This is a genomic window from Variovorax sp. P4_D9 (genome assembly GCF_056401695.1).
Map to the genome: position 1 here is coordinate 1 of NZ_JBFUIU010000166.1, position 14,054 is coordinate 14,054.

Below are 14,054 nucleotides of genomic sequence, written 5' to 3' on the forward strand. Positions count from 1 at the left end.
GCCTGGCGGCGATGCGACCTCACCGGCCGGCTGGCCTTCGTCGCGATGCTGACGCTGCTGGTGGCTATCAGCGTCAACTCGGCCACCCGCGATGCGGCCATCGGACTCAGTCTGCCGTGGATCGTTTTCCTGTTCCTGCGGCTGGTGCGCGGGCCGGAAGGCGCCTAGCGCTCGGTCGTCCCGCAGGATTGCATGAAAGTGATGCGGGGCGTTACGATTCCTGCTCCCTGAACACCCCCACTATCCCCGCCAACAGGCGGCGCGCCCGCTCGTTCAGGTTTCTGACAGGTGAAGCGCGTAGCATGCACCAATGTTGACGCAGCGCATTCTTCGACGTCTCGCTAGGCTTTGCCCGTGGTGGTGGGCGTTGCTGGTGGCGCTGAGCGCCGCCCAGCCTTTCCTCTCGGTGCACTTCGACGATGACGGCATCGTCCCGCAACATCAGCTCAGCGTCCGATCCTTCGGCGAGACCGCCCGGTTCCAACCGGACGAAGACGCCAAGGCACCGATGGCGCTCGAGGTCACGCTGTTCGTCCCCGCCGGCGCCAGCATCGACTCACCGCTGGCCTTCCTGAGCGGCCTTGCCGCCCTGCTCGGCCTGGTGCTGCTGATCGCGCCCCTGACCGTGTGGCCCGGTCGCCGGGTCTGGCCCTTGTCGCGCACACCGGCCTTCAAGGTACCGCCCGCAAGCGGCGCCCCGCCGCTGACGGCGCTCTGGCGAAGTCGTCCGCCAGAGACGGCTCCCCCACGCTGATCTTCATCGAAACGGGGCGCCATGGCGCCTGTCGTGCAACGGAGCGCTGCTCCCGAGGCACATCCCAACGTGTTCATGAATTATCAGATGGATCAAGTCAAATACAGCGGCGCGACGCCGCTCGCGGCAGAGCGGCCGCTCTCTCCTGCAGTGCTGGTGCTGCTGCTTGCCGTGCTGGCAGTGGTCTGGTTCGGCTCCCTGTCCACCCGTTCATTGATCGGTCCCGACGAGGGCCGCTATGCCAGCCTCGCCTGGGAGATGCTTCGCAGTGGCGACTTTGTCACGCCGCGCCTGAACGGCCTGCTCTATTTCGAGAAGCCGCCGCTGCAGTACTGGGTCAGCGCCCTGTTCCTGCAGCTGTTCGGCCTGAACGATTTCGCCGCCCGCCTGTGGCCCGGGCTCGCCGGCTTCCTCACGGTGCTGGTGGTCGGCGCGACGGCCTGGCGGCTCTGGGGCAGGGAGACCGGCATCCGCAGCCTGGCCGTCGCCGCATCGATGACCTGGGTCTTCGGCAACGCCCATTTCCTGACCCTCGATGCCGGCCTGACGCTGTTCCTCACGATCGCCCTGTGCGCCGTGCTGATCGCCGAGACCGTCGCCGCCACGCCCACGGAACGCAGGAACTGGGTCTGGCTCGCATGGGCCGCGATGGCCGGCGCGGTGTTGAGCAAGGGGCTGGTCGGGCTGCTGATTCCGGGCGCGACCCTGCTGCTGACCAGCCTCTGGCGCCGTGACTTCGGTCCCTGGCGCCGGATGCACTGGGTCTCGGGCCTGCTGATCTTCCTGCTGCTGGCAGCGCCGTGGTTCGTGCTGGTCTCGATGCGCAACCCGAGCTTCGCCCAGTTCTTCTTCATCCATGAGCATTTCGCGCGCTACCTAACGAAGGTGCACCAACGCGAGGGCGCCTGGTGGTAMTACCTCCCGCTGCTGCTCGGCGGCATGCTGCCATGGACCAGCGCCCTGCCCTGGCTCTGGCCCCGGCGCATCGACGACGGGTCGCCACGACGCATCGCGCCGACCGACATCCTCTTCGTCCACTCGGTCTTCGTGCTGCTGTTCTTCAGCGCCAGCGGTTCCAAGCTGCCTTCCTACATCCTGCCGATATTCCCGGCGCTGGCGCTGCTCATCGGGCTGCGCCTTCAGCAGGCCAGCCCGCGCGTGCTGCGCCGCCACCTGCTGTTTCCGATCCTGGCCTGGGCCGTGGCCCTGATCGTTGCGACGCAGAGGGCCCGTGTGGCCTCCTATTCGACGCCGGCCGAGATCTTCACCGAGCTCGGGGCCGGGATCCGCTGGGGCGCCGCGGTCTTCCTGGCGTTCGCGGCCTTCGCCTGGTGGGCCCTGCGGCGCCGCGGCGTCACGCTGGCCGTCGCCAGCCTGGCGCTCGGCCACGTCATCGCGATGGCGATCGTGATGGCGTCCCACAACCCCTTCGGGCAACTCAAGAGCTCGGCGCCATTCGTGTCGGCACTGGAGCCGGTGCTGAAATCCGGGGCGCCCATGTTCGCCGTCGGGATCTATGATCAGACACTGCCCTTCTACCTGCGACGCGACGTCACGCTGGTGAACTACCAGGACGAGTTCGCCATGGGGCAGGTGCTGGAGCCCGGCCGCTCGATCGAGTCGCTGGACGAATTCGCGACCCGCTGGCTGGCCCTGCCGCAGGCGGCCGCCTACATGGACTTTCCCAGCTTCCTGGCGATGAACCAGCGCGGGATTCCGATGCGGGTCATTTATCAGGATCAACGACGAGTGGTGGTGGCCAGACAATGAAGATCATCGATTTCGCATGGGTGCTGAGCGGCGTGCTGCTCAACGCTGCAGCCCAACTGCTGCTAAAGGCCGGCGCGCGCAGCGTCGGCGAGATATCCATGTCCGACGGCAGTGCCGCGCTCTGGCGCAGCGCGACCGGGCTGGCCCAGCACCCCGGCATCCTTGGCGGCCTGGCCTGCTACGCGATCAGCGTGGTGGTCTGGATCGTCGCCCTGTCGCGGGTCGAAGTGAGCATCGCCTACCCGATGCTCTCGATCGGCTACGTGGTCAATGCGGCGCTCGCGTGGTGGCTTTTCGGCGAACAGGTCAACGCCCAGCGCTGGCTCGGCATCGCGGTCATTGTGGTCGGCGTGGTCCTGGTGGCCCGCAGCGGGAGCACCCAATGAGCGCAGCCCCATTCCTTCCCTTCACCCGTCCGTCGATCGACGAACGGACCATCGCCGAGGTGTCCGAGGTGCTCCGCTCAGGCTGGCTCACCACCGGCCCGAAGTGCCAAGCACTCGAGGCCGCCCTGTCCAGCCGCTTCGACGGCCGGCCCGTGCGCCTGGTGAACTCCGGCACCGCCTCCCTCGAGCTGGCGCTGCGCCTGTGCGACATCGGCCCCGGCGACGAGGTCATCACGACGCCGCTGAGCTGGGTCGCGACGGCCAACGTGGTGCTGGCGGTCGGCGCCACGCCGGTGTTCGTCGATGCCGACGCACGCACCCGCAACATCGACCTCGACCGCGTCGAGGCCGCCATCACGCCGCGCACGCGCGCGCTGCTGCCAGTCGACCTGGCCGGCCTGCCGGTCGACCGGGCACGCCTCAATCGCCTGGCCGCAACCCATGGACTGCGCGTTGTCGAGGATGCCGCGCAGTCCTTCGGTGCACAGTGGGGCGGGCGCGAGATCGGCAGCTTCGGCGACTTGGTGTCCTTCAGCTTCCATGCCAACAAGAATATGACCTCGGGCGAGGGCGGCTGCCTGGTGCTGAACAACGACGCCGAAGCGCTGCGCTTCGAGCGGCTGCGCCTGCAGGGGGTCGTGCGGCTGCCCGGCGGCGGCATGGAGGTGGAGGCCTGGGGCGCCAAGGCCAACATGACCGACATCGCGGCGGCGATCGGCCTCGGGCAGTTGCGCAGCATCGATGCCTTCAACGCCAGCCGGCGTCGACTGGCGCAGCGCTATTTCGAGCGCTGGGACCGGTCGCTCGGCTTCGAGCTGCCCCCCGAAGACCCGGAGCTGAATGGCAACTGGCACATGTTCCAACCCCTACTGCCACGCGAGCTGGCCCCCGGGCGCGCCGATTTCCTGGCCGCCATGAAGGAGCGCGGCATCGGCGTCGGCGTGCACTATCCCGCGATGCACCTGTTCTCGCTGTTCCGGAACATGGGCCACGCCCGCGGCGATTTCCCGGTGGCCGAGGACATCGGTGAGCGCACGGTCACGCTGCCGCTCTTTCCCGCCATGACGGACGCCGAAGTCGACCGCGTCTGCGACTGCGTGGCCGAGGTGACGGCCCATCTGCGGGGTGTCCGGCCATGACGGTACTGAAGGCGGTTTCCAGCCTCGACGACGAGACCGAAGTCCGCAGCGACGGGCCCGAGCTCAGCGTCGTGATTCCGGTCTACAACGAGGAGCAGGGCCTGGCGGCGCTGTTCGATCGCCTCTATCCGGCGCTCGATGCGCTCGGGCTCAGCTACGAGGTGATCTTCATCAACGACGGCAGCCGGGACCGCTCCGCCGCGCTGCTGGCGGCGCAGTTCGAGCGCCGCCCCGACGTCACGCGGGTGATTCTCTTCAACGGCAACTTCGGCCAGCACCGGGCGATCCTGGCGGGCTTCGAGCACTGCCAGGGCGAGCGCATCGTCACCCTCGATGCCGACCTGCAGAACCCGCCGGAAGACATCAGGCTGCTGCTGGACGCGATGGACCGCGGGCACGACTGCGTCGGATCGATCCGGCGCGACCGCCAGGATTCGGCCTGGCGGCGCTGGGCGTCGCGTGCCATGAACCGCCTGCGCCATCGGCTCACGGGCATCGTGATGACCGACCATGGCTCGATGCTGCGCGCCTACAGCCGCAACGTGGTCCAGCTGATCAACCAGTGCAACGAGATGAACACCTTCATCCCCGCGCTGGCGCTGCAGTTCTCGCGCAATCCGGCCGAAGTCGTGGTCGGCCACGAGGAGCGGCATGCGGGCGAATCGAAGTACTCCTTCTACAGCCTGGTGCGCCTCAACTTCGACCTGGTGACCGGCTTCTCGCTGCTGCCGCTGCAGGCCTTTTCGCTGCTCGGCATCGCGGTGTCGATGCTGTCCGCGCTGCTGTTCGTGATCCTGGCGGCACGCCGGATCGTGCTAGGGCCCGAGGAAGGCGGCGTCTTCACGCTGTTCGCGCTGCTGTTCCTGCTGATGGSGCTGGCCCTGTTCGGCATCGGCCTGCTGGGCGAGTACATCGGGCGCATCTACCAGGAGGTGCGGGCGCGGCCTCGCTATGTCATCAACGCCGTGCTGGAGCGCAAGCGCCCATGAAGGCCATCGTCTTCGCGTACCACGACGTCGGCGTGCGCTGCCTCCGCGTGCTGCTCGACGCCGGCGTTGAAGTGCCGCTGGTGGTCACGCACGCCGACGCCGCCGGCGAGGCCATCTGGTTCGCCAGCGTGGCCGAGGCGGCGGCATTGCACGGCCTGCGCTGCGTGACGCCGGCCGACCCGCATCTGCCGGAGCTGCTGGCCGAGGCGAAGGCCTCGGACCCGGACTTCCTCTTCTCGTTCTACTACCGCCAGATGCTCAGGGCACCATGGCTGCAGCTGCCGCGCCGCGGCGCCTACAACATGCACGGCTCGCTGCTGCCGCAATACCGCGGCCGGGCGCCCGTGAACTGGGCCGTCATCGAGGGTGCGAAGCAGACGGGCGCCACCCTGCATCGCATGAATGAGAAGCCCGACAACGGCGCCATCGTCGATCAATGCGCGGTGCCGATCCTGATCGACGACACCGCGCACGAAGTCTTCGGCAAGGTGGTCGTTGCGGCCGAGATCGCGCTGGCGCGAAGCCTGCCAGGGCTGCTGGCGGGGACCGCCGTCGAGCGGCCGCAGGACCTCTCCCAGGGCCGGTACTTCGGCGGCCGGAAGCCGGAGGACGGATTGATCCCGCCGACGGCGAACGCCTTGCAGATCCACAACCTGGTGCGTGCCCTCGCGCCGCCCTACTACCCGGGCGCCTTCTGCCACTTCGGCGGACGGCGCATCCGGATCGACCGGACCCGGTTCGCCGAACGGCCGCGGCGAGAGCCCGGCCAAGCCCTGCGCCTGGCGAGTGAGGCCGGCGCTCTCTGGCTGCTGGCAGCGGACGGCAGCGCACTCGAAGTGCTCGCCGCACAGGGCGATGCCGGCGCGATCTACGCGGCCGGCTTCGAACGCCTCTTCGGCGCGCGCTGCGTGCCGACCGACACCTGATTCTTTCCCACACCACGGATTGCCCCACCATGCTCAAAGTCCTCATCCTCGGCGTCAACGGCTTCATCGGCCACCACCTCACGCGCCACATCCTCGAAACCACCGACTGGCACGTCTACGGGATGGACATGCAGACGGATCGCGTCACGCCGTGGCTGGGCGACCCGCGCTTCCATTTCTTCGAAGGCGACATCACGATCAACAAGGAATGGATCGAATACCACGTGAAGAAGTGCGATGTCGTCCTGCCCCTGGTGGCGATCGCGACCCCGGCGACCTACGTGAAGCAGCCGCTGCGCGTCTTCGAGCTCGACTTCGAAGCCAACCTGCCGATCGTGCGGCAGTGCCTCAAGTACGGCAAGCGCGTGGTGTTCCCGTCGACCAGCGAGGTCTATGGCATGTGCACCGACGAGGCCTTCGACCCCGAGGAGTCGAACCTGGTCTACGGGCCAATCAACAAGCCGCGCTGGATCTACGCCGCCGCGAAGCAGCTGATGGATCGCGTGATCCACGCCTACGGCCTGCAGGAAGGCCTGCGCTACACGTTGTTCCGCCCGTTCAACTGGATCGGGCCCGGCCTCGACAGCCTGCACACGCCGAAGGAAGGATCGAGCCGCGTGATCACCCAGTTCCTGGGCCACATCGTGCGCGGCGAGCCGATCCGGCTGGTCGACGGCGGCAGCCAGCAACGCGCCTTCACCTACGTGGACGACGGCATTGCGGCGTTGGTCAAGATCATCGCCAACGAAGGCGGCGTGGCCGACTCGAAGATCTACAACATCGGCAACCCGGCCAACAACCACTCGATCCGCGCGTTGGCCGAGATGATGCTCGCACTGGCGCGTACGCTGCCCGAGTACCGCGAGGCCGCCGAAAAGGTCAGCCTGGTCGAAGTCTCGTCGGCCGACTACTACGGCCGCGGCTACCAGGACGTGGCCCACCGGGTGCCGGACATCCGCGCGACCATGAAGGACCTGAACTGGAGCCCGCAAGTCGGCATGCAGGAAGCCCTGGCCAGTCTGTTCGCCTACTACCGGGACGAGGTCGAGGCGGCCGCGGACTTGGCCCTTTGAGGCGATGGCGCGCATCGCACTGAAGGTCGACGTCGACACCCTGCGCGGCACCCGCGAAGGCGTACCCCCGCTGCTGGCGCTGCTGCAGCGCACCGGCGCGCGGGCCAGCTTCCTGTTCAGCCTCGGGCCCGACCACACCGGCCGGGCCATCCTGCGGGTGTTCCGCCCCGGCTTCCTGCAGAAGGTGGCGCGCACCTCGGTGCTCGAGCACTACGGGCTGCGCACCCTGCTGTACGGCAGCCTGCTGCCGGGACCCGACATCGGCCGGCGCGAGGCCTCGACCTTGCGCGCGGTACGCGATGCCGGCTTCGAGGTCGGGGTGCATTGCTGGGACCACATCGCCTGGCAGGACCACCTGATGCGACGCGACCCCGCCTGGACCACGCGCGAGATGTGGCGGGCCGTGGATCGTCACACCCAGATCTTCGGTTCTGCGCCGCGGCTGCATGGCGCCGCCGGATGGCAGTTCAATGCGGCCGCGGCGCAAGCCGAGACCGATCTCGGGATCGAAGTGGCGTCGGATACGCGCGGCACGGGGCCTTTCGTCCCGGTGGCCGACGACGGACGTCCCATCGGGCCGCCGCAGTGGCCGACCACGCTGCCCACGCTCGACGAACTGATCGGCATCGACGATCTCGATGCGCAGAACGTCCATGCCCATGTGCTCGCGCTGACCGCCGGGTGCGAGCGCGACCAGGTCTACACGCTGCACGCCGAGCTCGAGGGCATGAAGCTCATGCCCGTCTTCGAGCGCCTGCTGAAGGGCTGGCAGGCCCAGGGACACCAGCTCGTCACGCTGGGGGAACTTGCAGCGTCGACCGACCCCGCGACCCTGCCGCGCCATCGGCTGGTGCAGGGCGAAGTGGCGGGGCGCTCCGGGCTGCTGGCCGTGCAGGGGCCGGCCTGGCTTGCGGCCGGCTCGCCCCCGCAATGACGATCTCGCGCATCTTCCCATGCGTTCAGATTGCCATCATGATGGAACCTAGAGTTGCCTGAAGGACCACTGCGGCTTCGGCCCGGAGCGAAGGAGTGCGACCCATGCGTCAGCCTTCCGAAACTCGACAACAGGCAGGCGGCCGACGGGTCCGGTCGCGCCGCGACGTTGCCGATGGCTGTCGCTGGGCGGTCGCGGTCGCCGTCGGCCTCGCGGCTTGCGAGGCCTGGGCCCAATGCGTGCCGCAGTCGCTGCTGGCTCCCTGCGCATCGGTGCCGCTGATCCCTCCGGGCGCCAGGCCCGAGACCGGCGCCTACTTCGGCAATCAGCACCAGTCGGGCGTTCTTTTCGTGCACAGCCTGGACGACCGCCAGGGCGGCTGGGGCTGGCAGCCCCTGGGCACCGGCCTGCAGCCCGCGAAAGGACCCATCGACCTGCGCGTCAGCGGCAGCGGCGATCAGACCCACGGCGACAACGGCAACTTCGACATCGACAGCAAGGCGGCTGTGGTGCAGGGCACGGCGACGCTAGCCCACTGGTCGCCGTTCGGCGGCGCCGACAGCATGCATATCGGCGCCATGTTCGGCTACGGCGCCACGCGCAGCGATTCGCTGGGCACGGCTTACGGCCTCCAGTCGCAGGGGAAGACCAGCGGATTCAGCCTGGGCGCCTTCGGCACCTGGTACCAGAACGACCAGACCCGCAGTGGCTGGTACAGCGACCTCTGGGGCCAGTACGCCTGGTTCTCCAACCACGTCGACACCCTGCTGGGGGAGCGGGTCGACTACAACTCGCACGCCGGCATCCTGTCGGCCGAAGGCGGCTATGTCATGCGGTGGCAGGACAGCGCCTGGTCGTTGATCCCGCAGGGCCAGTTCGTCTACGACCACAACCACACCTACAGCGTCACCCAGTTGGATGGCCTGCAGGTCGACGGCGCCCATCGTGGCGGATGGCTGTCGAGGCTGGGCGTGCGCGCCGAACGCGAATCCTTCGGCTGGGGCGGCGCCGTGGTGCGCCCGTTCGCTGCCGTGAACTGGTGGCATGACGCCCTCGGCGACGAGGTGATCACCAACAACGTCTCGACCAAGTACCTCTATCCCGCGGACCGCTTCGAACTTAAGGCCGGCATCGACGCCAGGTTCCAGCGGGGCTGGACGGCCTGGGGCACCCTGGGTTGGCAAACCGGCAAGCAGTCCTACCAGGCCTGGGCGGTGCAGGCCGGGACACGCATCGTCTGGGACTGAGAAGCGGCGTCAAACGACGCGGTAGGCCCGAATGACGACCGCCGCGCGTTGCGGACGCAGGCTGTTGAGCGTACCGACATAGACGAAATCGTTTAGCCAGCCGTAGCGCCCTTCCGGCGCCGTCAATTCGATGGTCGAGAACACATAGGCCGGGGCATCCTTCGGCCGCCGCGACAGCACACGGTTGCGGACCGAGATCATGACGCCGTCGTCGGTCTGCAATTCGTACACCGCGTCAAGGTTGACCGATCCATCGCGGCGCACGAGCTGCCTGTCGGCGCCCCCCGCGAGCACGATGCCGCGCAGCCCGGGCCCCTCGAAAGTCCCGCCGGTGATCGGCACCATGCGGCGGTCTCCCAAGGGCGAGATGCCGAGCTGCAAGGTCGGTGCGAGATCGACGATGGCCTCATAGACGAATTCCGTCTTCGGCAACGCCATCGGAATCGAAGAAGTCGTCTCCGTCACCGGGAGGGCCGCGGACGGCGGCTCTGCGGCGACGGCGGCATCCAGGCCGGCAAGCGTCGCCAATCCGGCCATCAGTACGCCGCGACGCGAAGCCACGGAGGCTGGACCAGAACGATTGAAAGTGGAAAGCGTCATCGGGCGATTATAGTTATTAACAATAACTAGTTCAATGGTGCTGGAAGGATCTTCCTCCTAGGGCAAACCCGCAATGCGCGTCCGATCGAAGGCCAGGACGAACCCGTACAGTCCCCAGGCAAGCGGCTACACGGGTACCGTGTGCCGCCGCACCTCGCCTGGAGATCCCCGCATGAACGACTCGCCGCCCTACACGCCGCCCACCGTCTGGACCTGGAACAGGGAAAACGGCGGCCGCTTTGCGAACATTAATCGGCCGATCGCGGGCCCTACCCACGACAAGGACCTGCCGCTGGGTCGCCACCCGCTGCAGCTGTACTCGCTGGCGACCCCGAATGGCGTCAAGGTCACGGTGCTGCTGGAAGAACTGCTGGAACTCGGCCATCGCGGCGCGGAGTACGACGCCTGGCTGCTCCGGATCAACGAAGGGGAACAGTTCGGCAGCGGCTTCGTCGCGGTCAATCCGAACTCGAAGATCCCCGCCCTGCTCGACCGCAGCGGTCCCGAGCCCGTGCGCGTGTTCGAATCCGGCGCGATCCTGCTGTACCTGGCCGAGAAGTTCGGCGCCTTCCTTCCGACCCGCGTCGCCGAGCGCGCCGAGTGCCTGTCGTGGCTGTTCTGGCAGATGGGCAGCGCGCCCTTCCTCGGCGGCGGCTTCGGCCACTTCTACGCCTACGCGCCGGCCAAGATCGAGTACGCCATCGATCGCTATGCGATGGAGGTCAAGCGCCAGCTCGACGTGCTCGACCGCCGCCTCGCCGAGAGCGAATATCTGGCCGGCGATGACTATTCGATCGCCGACATGGCGGTCTGGCCCTGGTACGGCACCCTCGCCAAGGGCCAGCTCTACGAGGCGGGCGAGTTCCTGCAGGTCCAGCACTACACGCACGTGCTGCGCTGGACCGACCAGATCGCCAGGAGGCCGGCCGTGCAGCGCGGCCGCATGGTCAACCGCACCTGGGGCCAGCCGTCCAGCCAGCTCCACGAGCGCCATGAGGCGGCCGACTTCGACACCCGAACGCAGGACAAGCTGGCGACGCCGAGCTGAAGCGCCATTCCCTCCACAAAGAAGGCTCCGACGATGATCACCCTGTACGACTGCGCCACGGCGCCAAGCCCGCGCCGCGCCCGCATCCTGCTCGCCGAAAAGGACGTTGCGCATGAAACGGTCCAGGTCGACCTGAGGAAAGGCGAGCAGCTCGGCGACGCCTACAAGAAGGTGAACCCGCAATGCACCGTGCCCGCGCTGCGAGACGACGAGGGGCTGCTGCTGGCCGACAATGCAGCAATCACCGCCTACCTGGAGGCCCGCTTCCCGGAGCCGCCGCTACTAGGGAGCACGCCGCAGGAGAAGGCCGAGATCGCGAGCTGGAACTGGCGCATCGAGTTCGAGGGGCTGCTCTCGATCGCCGAGGCGGTGCGCAACAGCGCGCCCGCGATGGCCAATCGGGCCCTGCCCGGGCCGGTGGACTATGCGCAGATCCCCGAGCTGGCGCAGCGTGGCCTGGCCAGGGTGCAGCAGTTCTTCATGACCCTGAACGACCACCTGGCCGATCGCGACTTCATCGCCACGGATCGATTCAGCATCGCCGACATCACCGCGGTGGTGGCCGTCGATTTCGCGCGCGTGGTGAAGATCAAGCCCGGAGAACAGCACCCGCACCTTCAGCGCTGGCGACTTGCGATGGCGCAACGGCCGTCGATGTCGCTCTAGCCTGGCTAAGCTAGGGCACGTCCAGCTTCACCTTCTTCGGGCCGATCTCCCCGATTTCCGACCAGGCCTTGGCGTCGAAGCGGAACTCGGCGATGGCGCAGGTGGGCATGTCGGTGATCTCATTCGACAGTCGGTGCGCGAGCTCGGTGAACTCGGGGTTGTGGCCGAAGAGCAGCACGCAGTTCAGCTTGTCGTTCAATGCGCGAACGACGGCCAGCAAGGCGTCGGGGCTGCTGGCGTAGAGGCGCTCGTCGACGACGATGTCCTTGCGCCGGCAGCCGATCTCGTCGGCGATGAGCTGCGCCGTCRCCAGCGCGCGCAGTGCCGGGCTCGATACGAGCAGGTCGGGCTTCAGCCCGCGCTTGCCGAGGCGCTTGCCCATCATGGGAGCGTCGTGGCGGCCCCGATCGTCCAGGGGCCGCAGTCGGTCGGGCAGGGACGGATCGTCGCGACTCGACTTCGCATGTCGGACCAGAAGCAAGGTTTTCACGATGGTATGGGCAGGCACTAGAGTGCCGCCAGTATGCCGGTCGACGTGGCTTCCGCCGCCAGTTTGCCGCCGGGGCTGTAAAGCGCGGCCTCCAGGAACGCGACCCGCTTGCCGCGGCGGATCACCCGTCCCTCGACCCAGCCTTCACCGGGACCGACTTTTTCGTAGAAGCTGACCTTGATCTCGAGGCTGAAGACGGTCTGCGCATGCCCGGTGTCGCGAATGACTGCGTGCGCCATCGCCGCATCGAGCCAAGCGGTGATGAAGCCGCCCTGCGCGATCGTGCCGTTGGTGTGGCAATACTCGCGCCGAACCGTGAATGCGGCCTTCAGGACCTTGCGCTCGGGATCCCATCCGGTCACGTGGAAATTGCCCATCGATTCGCTCAGTGCCTTGCCCGAGCGAATCCGTGCGTCCAGTTCGTCGTTCATGGGTTGTTCGCTGGTTGAACTGCGGTGATTGTCGAACCCGCCGGGAAGTTCCCGCTCTTTCGCATCGTGATCGCATGGAAGGGGCAGGTCACGGCGCAATCGCTGCAACCCGTGCACCGGTCCGCATCGCGCAGCGTCGAGAACTTCTTCCATTGGACGATCTCGAGGATGAGCAGGTGGGGTTCGCACGCGGCGACGCACCAGCCACAGCCCGTGCAACGCGCGCGGTCCACGGCGGGCAGCCAGCCGGGGCGGGGCGGCCGMGAGGACGGAGGGGGATGCACCCTGCTTTTTGTCATGCCGATCGCAAAGAGTTCGATGGGGATCCAACGCCAGCATCATAGTTGCACATCCGACTCGCGCGGTGCGCATCGAAGCGATGCAATCGGCGCCTTCCCGCCCCTTCCTTCACGGCGCATTCGGGCAGATGATGGCGACCCGGGACCCGCGTGGACCGGCGTGGGCATCGTCGATGCGCAGTTCATGCGCCTTTGCCGCACCGGTTGCTCCGGCTCCCTTGACCAAGGAGCGACATGAGCGGCTTTTCAGTGCTTTCGGTCTTCGGCGGTGCCGGTTGCGGCGCCTTGCTGCGCTGGTGGCTGGGAGGCTGGCTGAACCCGATCTTTCCGACCGTTCCACTGGGCACCCTGGCCGCCAATCTCATCGGCGGCTTGCTGGTCGGCGTGGCCAGCGCCTTCTTCTCTCACAACGGCGGCCTCGCGCCTGAATGGCGGCTCCTGATCATCACCGGCTTCATGGGCGGCCTGACGACTTTCTCCACGTTCTCGGTCGAGGTCGTGACGCTTATCGGCCAGCACCAGCACTGGTGGGCCCTGGGGGCCGCCAGCGCGCATCTCGCCGGCTCGCTGATCCTCACCGGGATCGGAATCTTGATCGCGAACGCGCTCTTTGTCAGGGCCTAGCCGAGACCCGGTGGAGCAGCCAGTGATTCGAGCCGAAGGAAGCCACCATGCAAGGCATCTACCTCAAGTTCTACGTCCAGGAGAACCGCCGCCACCACGGCATCCTGGCCTACGATTGGATCCTCCAGGAAGCCAGGAAGCTGGGCGTCCACGGCGGCACGGCCTTTCGGGCCATCGCCGGCTACGGCCGCCACGGCAGACTGCACGAGGAACACTTCTTCGAGTTGGCCGGCGACCTCCCGGTGGAGATCGGGTTTGCGCTGAGCGAGGAGGAGGCGCAGCGCTTTCTCGCCCACCTAGACGGCGAGAAGCTCCAGCTCTTCTACATCAAGGTGCCGCTGGAAATGGGGATCGTCGGGTCGGTCGCATCGAGCGATGGCTGACCGGCCGCGCACACTGAAAGTGAAAGGAGACGCGCCATGTTCAGGAGGATCCTCCTCGCGTATGACGGAACCCAAAGCTCGGAAATCGCATTCGAGCGCGCGATCGAAGCCGCTCGGGAGGCCCATGCGCCGCTACACGTGGTGGCCGTGGCGTGGTCCGCCGAGGTCGAGACGCATGCCTCGCTGGACGCGGCCCGCGCGCAGTGCTGGGCCTGTCTGGCGCCGCTACGCGACAAGGGCGCGGAGGCACGGGTCGATCTCGAACTGGAAGTGCTGGAGGGAAACAGTTCCGAAC

General features: G+C 67.5%; 18 protein-coding genes. 14 read left to right on the forward strand and 4 right to left on the reverse strand.

The features are described 5' to 3' along the window. Positions 1 to 310: 310 nt before the first annotated feature. The 9 genes from AC1DY5_RS18940 to AC1DY5_RS18980 all read left to right on the forward strand — a co-directional run bounded on the left by AC1DY5_RS18940 (position 311) and on the right by AC1DY5_RS18980 (position 9,218). The gene (locus AC1DY5_RS18940) at positions 311 to 754 is read left to right on the forward strand and encodes a hypothetical protein (protein WP_478113765.1); all 444 of its coding nucleotides are present in this window, start codon (positions 311 to 313) and stop codon (positions 752 to 754) included. Positions 755 to 841: 87 nt separating this feature from the next. Then, positions 842 to 2,524 (forward strand): phospholipid carrier-dependent glycosyltransferase, encoded by a 1,683-nt coding sequence (locus AC1DY5_RS18945; protein ID WP_478113767.1) that lies wholly within the window; start codon positions 842 to 844, stop codon positions 2,522 to 2,524. Then, positions 2,521 to 2,910 carry an SMR family transporter gene (locus AC1DY5_RS18950; protein WP_478113769.1) on the forward strand — a complete coding sequence of 130 codons (390 nt, stop codon included), beginning with the start codon at positions 2,521 to 2,523 and terminating at the stop codon, positions 2,908 to 2,910. Before AC1DY5_RS18945 ends, AC1DY5_RS18950 begins: the two co-directional genes overlap by 4 nt. Then, the gene (locus tag AC1DY5_RS18955) at positions 2,907 to 4,049 is read left to right on the forward strand and encodes a DegT/DnrJ/EryC1/StrS family aminotransferase (protein ID WP_478113770.1); all 1,143 of its coding nucleotides are present in this window, start codon (positions 2,907 to 2,909) and stop codon (positions 4,047 to 4,049) included. Before AC1DY5_RS18950 ends, AC1DY5_RS18955 begins: the two co-directional genes overlap by 4 nt. Beyond that, positions 4,046 to 5,038, forward strand: a complete 993-nt coding sequence (locus AC1DY5_RS18960; protein WP_478113771.1) for a glycosyltransferase — start codon at positions 4,046 to 4,048, stop codon at positions 5,036 to 5,038. Before AC1DY5_RS18955 ends, AC1DY5_RS18960 begins: the two co-directional genes overlap by 4 nt. Continuing rightward, positions 5,035 to 5,964, forward strand: coding sequence for a formyltransferase (locus tag AC1DY5_RS18965; protein ID WP_478113773.1), 930 nt, complete (start codon positions 5,035 to 5,037; stop codon positions 5,962 to 5,964). Before AC1DY5_RS18960 ends, AC1DY5_RS18965 begins: the two co-directional genes overlap by 4 nt. Before the next feature lie 29 nt (positions 5,965 to 5,993). Next, positions 5,994 to 7,037, forward strand: coding sequence for a bifunctional UDP-4-keto-pentose/UDP-xylose synthase (locus tag AC1DY5_RS18970; RefSeq protein ID WP_478113774.1), 1,044 nt, complete (start codon positions 5,994 to 5,996; stop codon positions 7,035 to 7,037). A 4-nt stretch (positions 7,038 to 7,041) separates the two neighbouring features. Continuing rightward, positions 7,042 to 7,971, forward strand: a complete 930-nt coding sequence (locus tag AC1DY5_RS18975; RefSeq protein ID WP_478113776.1) for a polysaccharide deacetylase family protein — start codon at positions 7,042 to 7,044, stop codon at positions 7,969 to 7,971. A 104-nt stretch (positions 7,972 to 8,075) separates the two neighbouring features. After that, positions 8,076 to 9,218, forward strand: coding sequence for an autotransporter outer membrane beta-barrel domain-containing protein (locus AC1DY5_RS18980; RefSeq protein WP_478113778.1), 1,143 nt, complete (start codon positions 8,076 to 8,078; stop codon positions 9,216 to 9,218). Positions 9,219 to 9,227: 9 nt separating this feature from the next. Here AC1DY5_RS18980 and AC1DY5_RS18985 read toward each other — a convergent pair whose 3' ends face one another. Then, positions 9,228 to 9,818, reverse strand: a complete 591-nt coding sequence (locus AC1DY5_RS18985) for a DUF3237 domain-containing protein (RefSeq protein WP_478113780.1) — start codon at positions 9,816 to 9,818, stop codon at positions 9,228 to 9,230. A 172-nt stretch (positions 9,819 to 9,990) separates the two neighbouring features. Between AC1DY5_RS18985 and yghU the strand changes: the two genes are divergently transcribed. Beyond that, positions 9,991 to 10,866 (forward strand): glutathione-dependent disulfide-bond oxidoreductase, encoded by an 876-nt coding sequence (gene yghU / locus AC1DY5_RS18990; protein ID WP_478113782.1) that lies wholly within the window; start codon positions 9,991 to 9,993, stop codon positions 10,864 to 10,866. Positions 10,867 to 10,899: 33 nt separating this feature from the next. After that, positions 10,900 to 11,532: a glutathione S-transferase family protein gene (locus tag AC1DY5_RS18995; RefSeq protein ID WP_478113784.1), complete on the forward strand. Its 633-nt coding sequence runs from the start codon at positions 10,900 to 10,902 to the stop codon at positions 11,530 to 11,532. Positions 11,533 to 11,542: 10 nt separating this feature from the next. Here AC1DY5_RS18995 and AC1DY5_RS19000 read toward each other — a convergent pair whose 3' ends face one another. The 3 genes from AC1DY5_RS19000 to AC1DY5_RS19010 are packed head-to-tail and all read right to left on the reverse strand — an operon-like array spanning position 11,543 to position 12,752. After that, the gene (locus tag AC1DY5_RS19000) at positions 11,543 to 12,022 is read right to left on the reverse strand and encodes a SixA phosphatase family protein (RefSeq protein WP_478113785.1); all 480 of its coding nucleotides are present in this window, start codon (positions 12,020 to 12,022) and stop codon (positions 11,543 to 11,545) included. Positions 12,023 to 12,039: 17 nt separating this feature from the next. Next, positions 12,040 to 12,561 (reverse strand): PaaI family thioesterase, encoded by a 522-nt coding sequence (locus tag AC1DY5_RS19005; RefSeq protein WP_478113787.1) that lies wholly within the window; start codon positions 12,559 to 12,561, stop codon positions 12,040 to 12,042. Next, a complete protein-coding gene (locus tag AC1DY5_RS19010; protein ID WP_478113789.1) occupies positions 12,450 to 12,752 on the reverse strand; it encodes an ATP-binding protein in 303 nt (100 codons plus the stop codon). Before AC1DY5_RS19010 ends, AC1DY5_RS19005 begins: the two co-directional genes overlap by 112 nt. Positions 12,753 to 12,986: 234 nt before the next feature. Here AC1DY5_RS19010 and crcB point away from each other — a divergent pair, with 234 nt between their 5' ends. The 3 genes from crcB to AC1DY5_RS19025 all read left to right on the forward strand — a co-directional run. After that, on the forward strand, positions 12,987 to 13,376 hold the full coding sequence (gene crcB / locus AC1DY5_RS19015; protein WP_478113791.1) for a fluoride efflux transporter CrcB: 390 nt from the start codon (positions 12,987 to 12,989) through the stop codon (positions 13,374 to 13,376). Positions 13,377 to 13,423: 47 nt separating this feature from the next. After that, positions 13,424 to 13,759: a DUF190 domain-containing protein gene (locus AC1DY5_RS19020; RefSeq protein WP_478113793.1), complete on the forward strand. Its 336-nt coding sequence runs from the start codon at positions 13,424 to 13,426 to the stop codon at positions 13,757 to 13,759. A gap of 36 nt (positions 13,760 to 13,795) precedes the next feature. Then, positions 13,796 to 14,054, forward strand: a 259-nt coding sequence (locus AC1DY5_RS19025) for a universal stress protein (RefSeq protein ID WP_478113795.1), incomplete at its 3' end; no start/stop codon positions are given.

Coding starts and splice junctions, on each gene's coding strand:
- AC1DY5_RS18965 (WP_478113773.1), top strand. CDS start 5,035: ATGAAGGCCATCGTCTTCGCGTACCACGACGTCGGCGTGCGCTGCCTC.
- AC1DY5_RS18950 (WP_478113769.1), top strand. CDS start 2,521: ATGAAGATCATCGATTTCGCATGGGTGCTGAGCGGCGTGCTGCTCAAC.
- AC1DY5_RS18975 (WP_478113776.1), top strand. CDS start 7,042: ATGGCGCGCATCGCACTGAAGGTCGACGTCGACACCCTGCGCGGCACC.
- AC1DY5_RS18940 (WP_478113765.1), top strand. CDS start 311: ATGTTGACGCAGCGCATTCTTCGACGTCTCGCTAGGCTTTGCCCGTGG.
- AC1DY5_RS18985 (WP_478113780.1), bottom strand. CDS start 9,818: ATGACGCTTTCCACTTTCAATCGTTCTGGTCCAGCCTCCGTGGCTTCG.
- crcB (WP_478113791.1), top strand. CDS start 12,987: ATGAGCGGCTTTTCAGTGCTTTCGGTCTTCGGCGGTGCCGGTTGCGGC.
- AC1DY5_RS18970 (WP_478113774.1), top strand. CDS start 5,994: ATGCTCAAAGTCCTCATCCTCGGCGTCAACGGCTTCATCGGCCACCAC.
- AC1DY5_RS18995 (WP_478113784.1), top strand. CDS start 10,900: ATGATCACCCTGTACGACTGCGCCACGGCGCCAAGCCCGCGCCGCGCC.
- AC1DY5_RS19020 (WP_478113793.1), top strand. CDS start 13,424: ATGCAAGGCATCTACCTCAAGTTCTACGTCCAGGAGAACCGCCGCCAC.
- yghU (WP_478113782.1), top strand. CDS start 9,991: ATGAACGACTCGCCGCCCTACACGCCGCCCACCGTCTGGACCTGGAAC.
- AC1DY5_RS18980 (WP_478113778.1), top strand. CDS start 8,076: ATGCGTCAGCCTTCCGAAACTCGACAACAGGCAGGCGGCCGACGGGTC.
- AC1DY5_RS18955 (WP_478113770.1), top strand. CDS start 2,907: ATGAGCGCAGCCCCATTCCTTCCCTTCACCCGTCCGTCGATCGACGAA.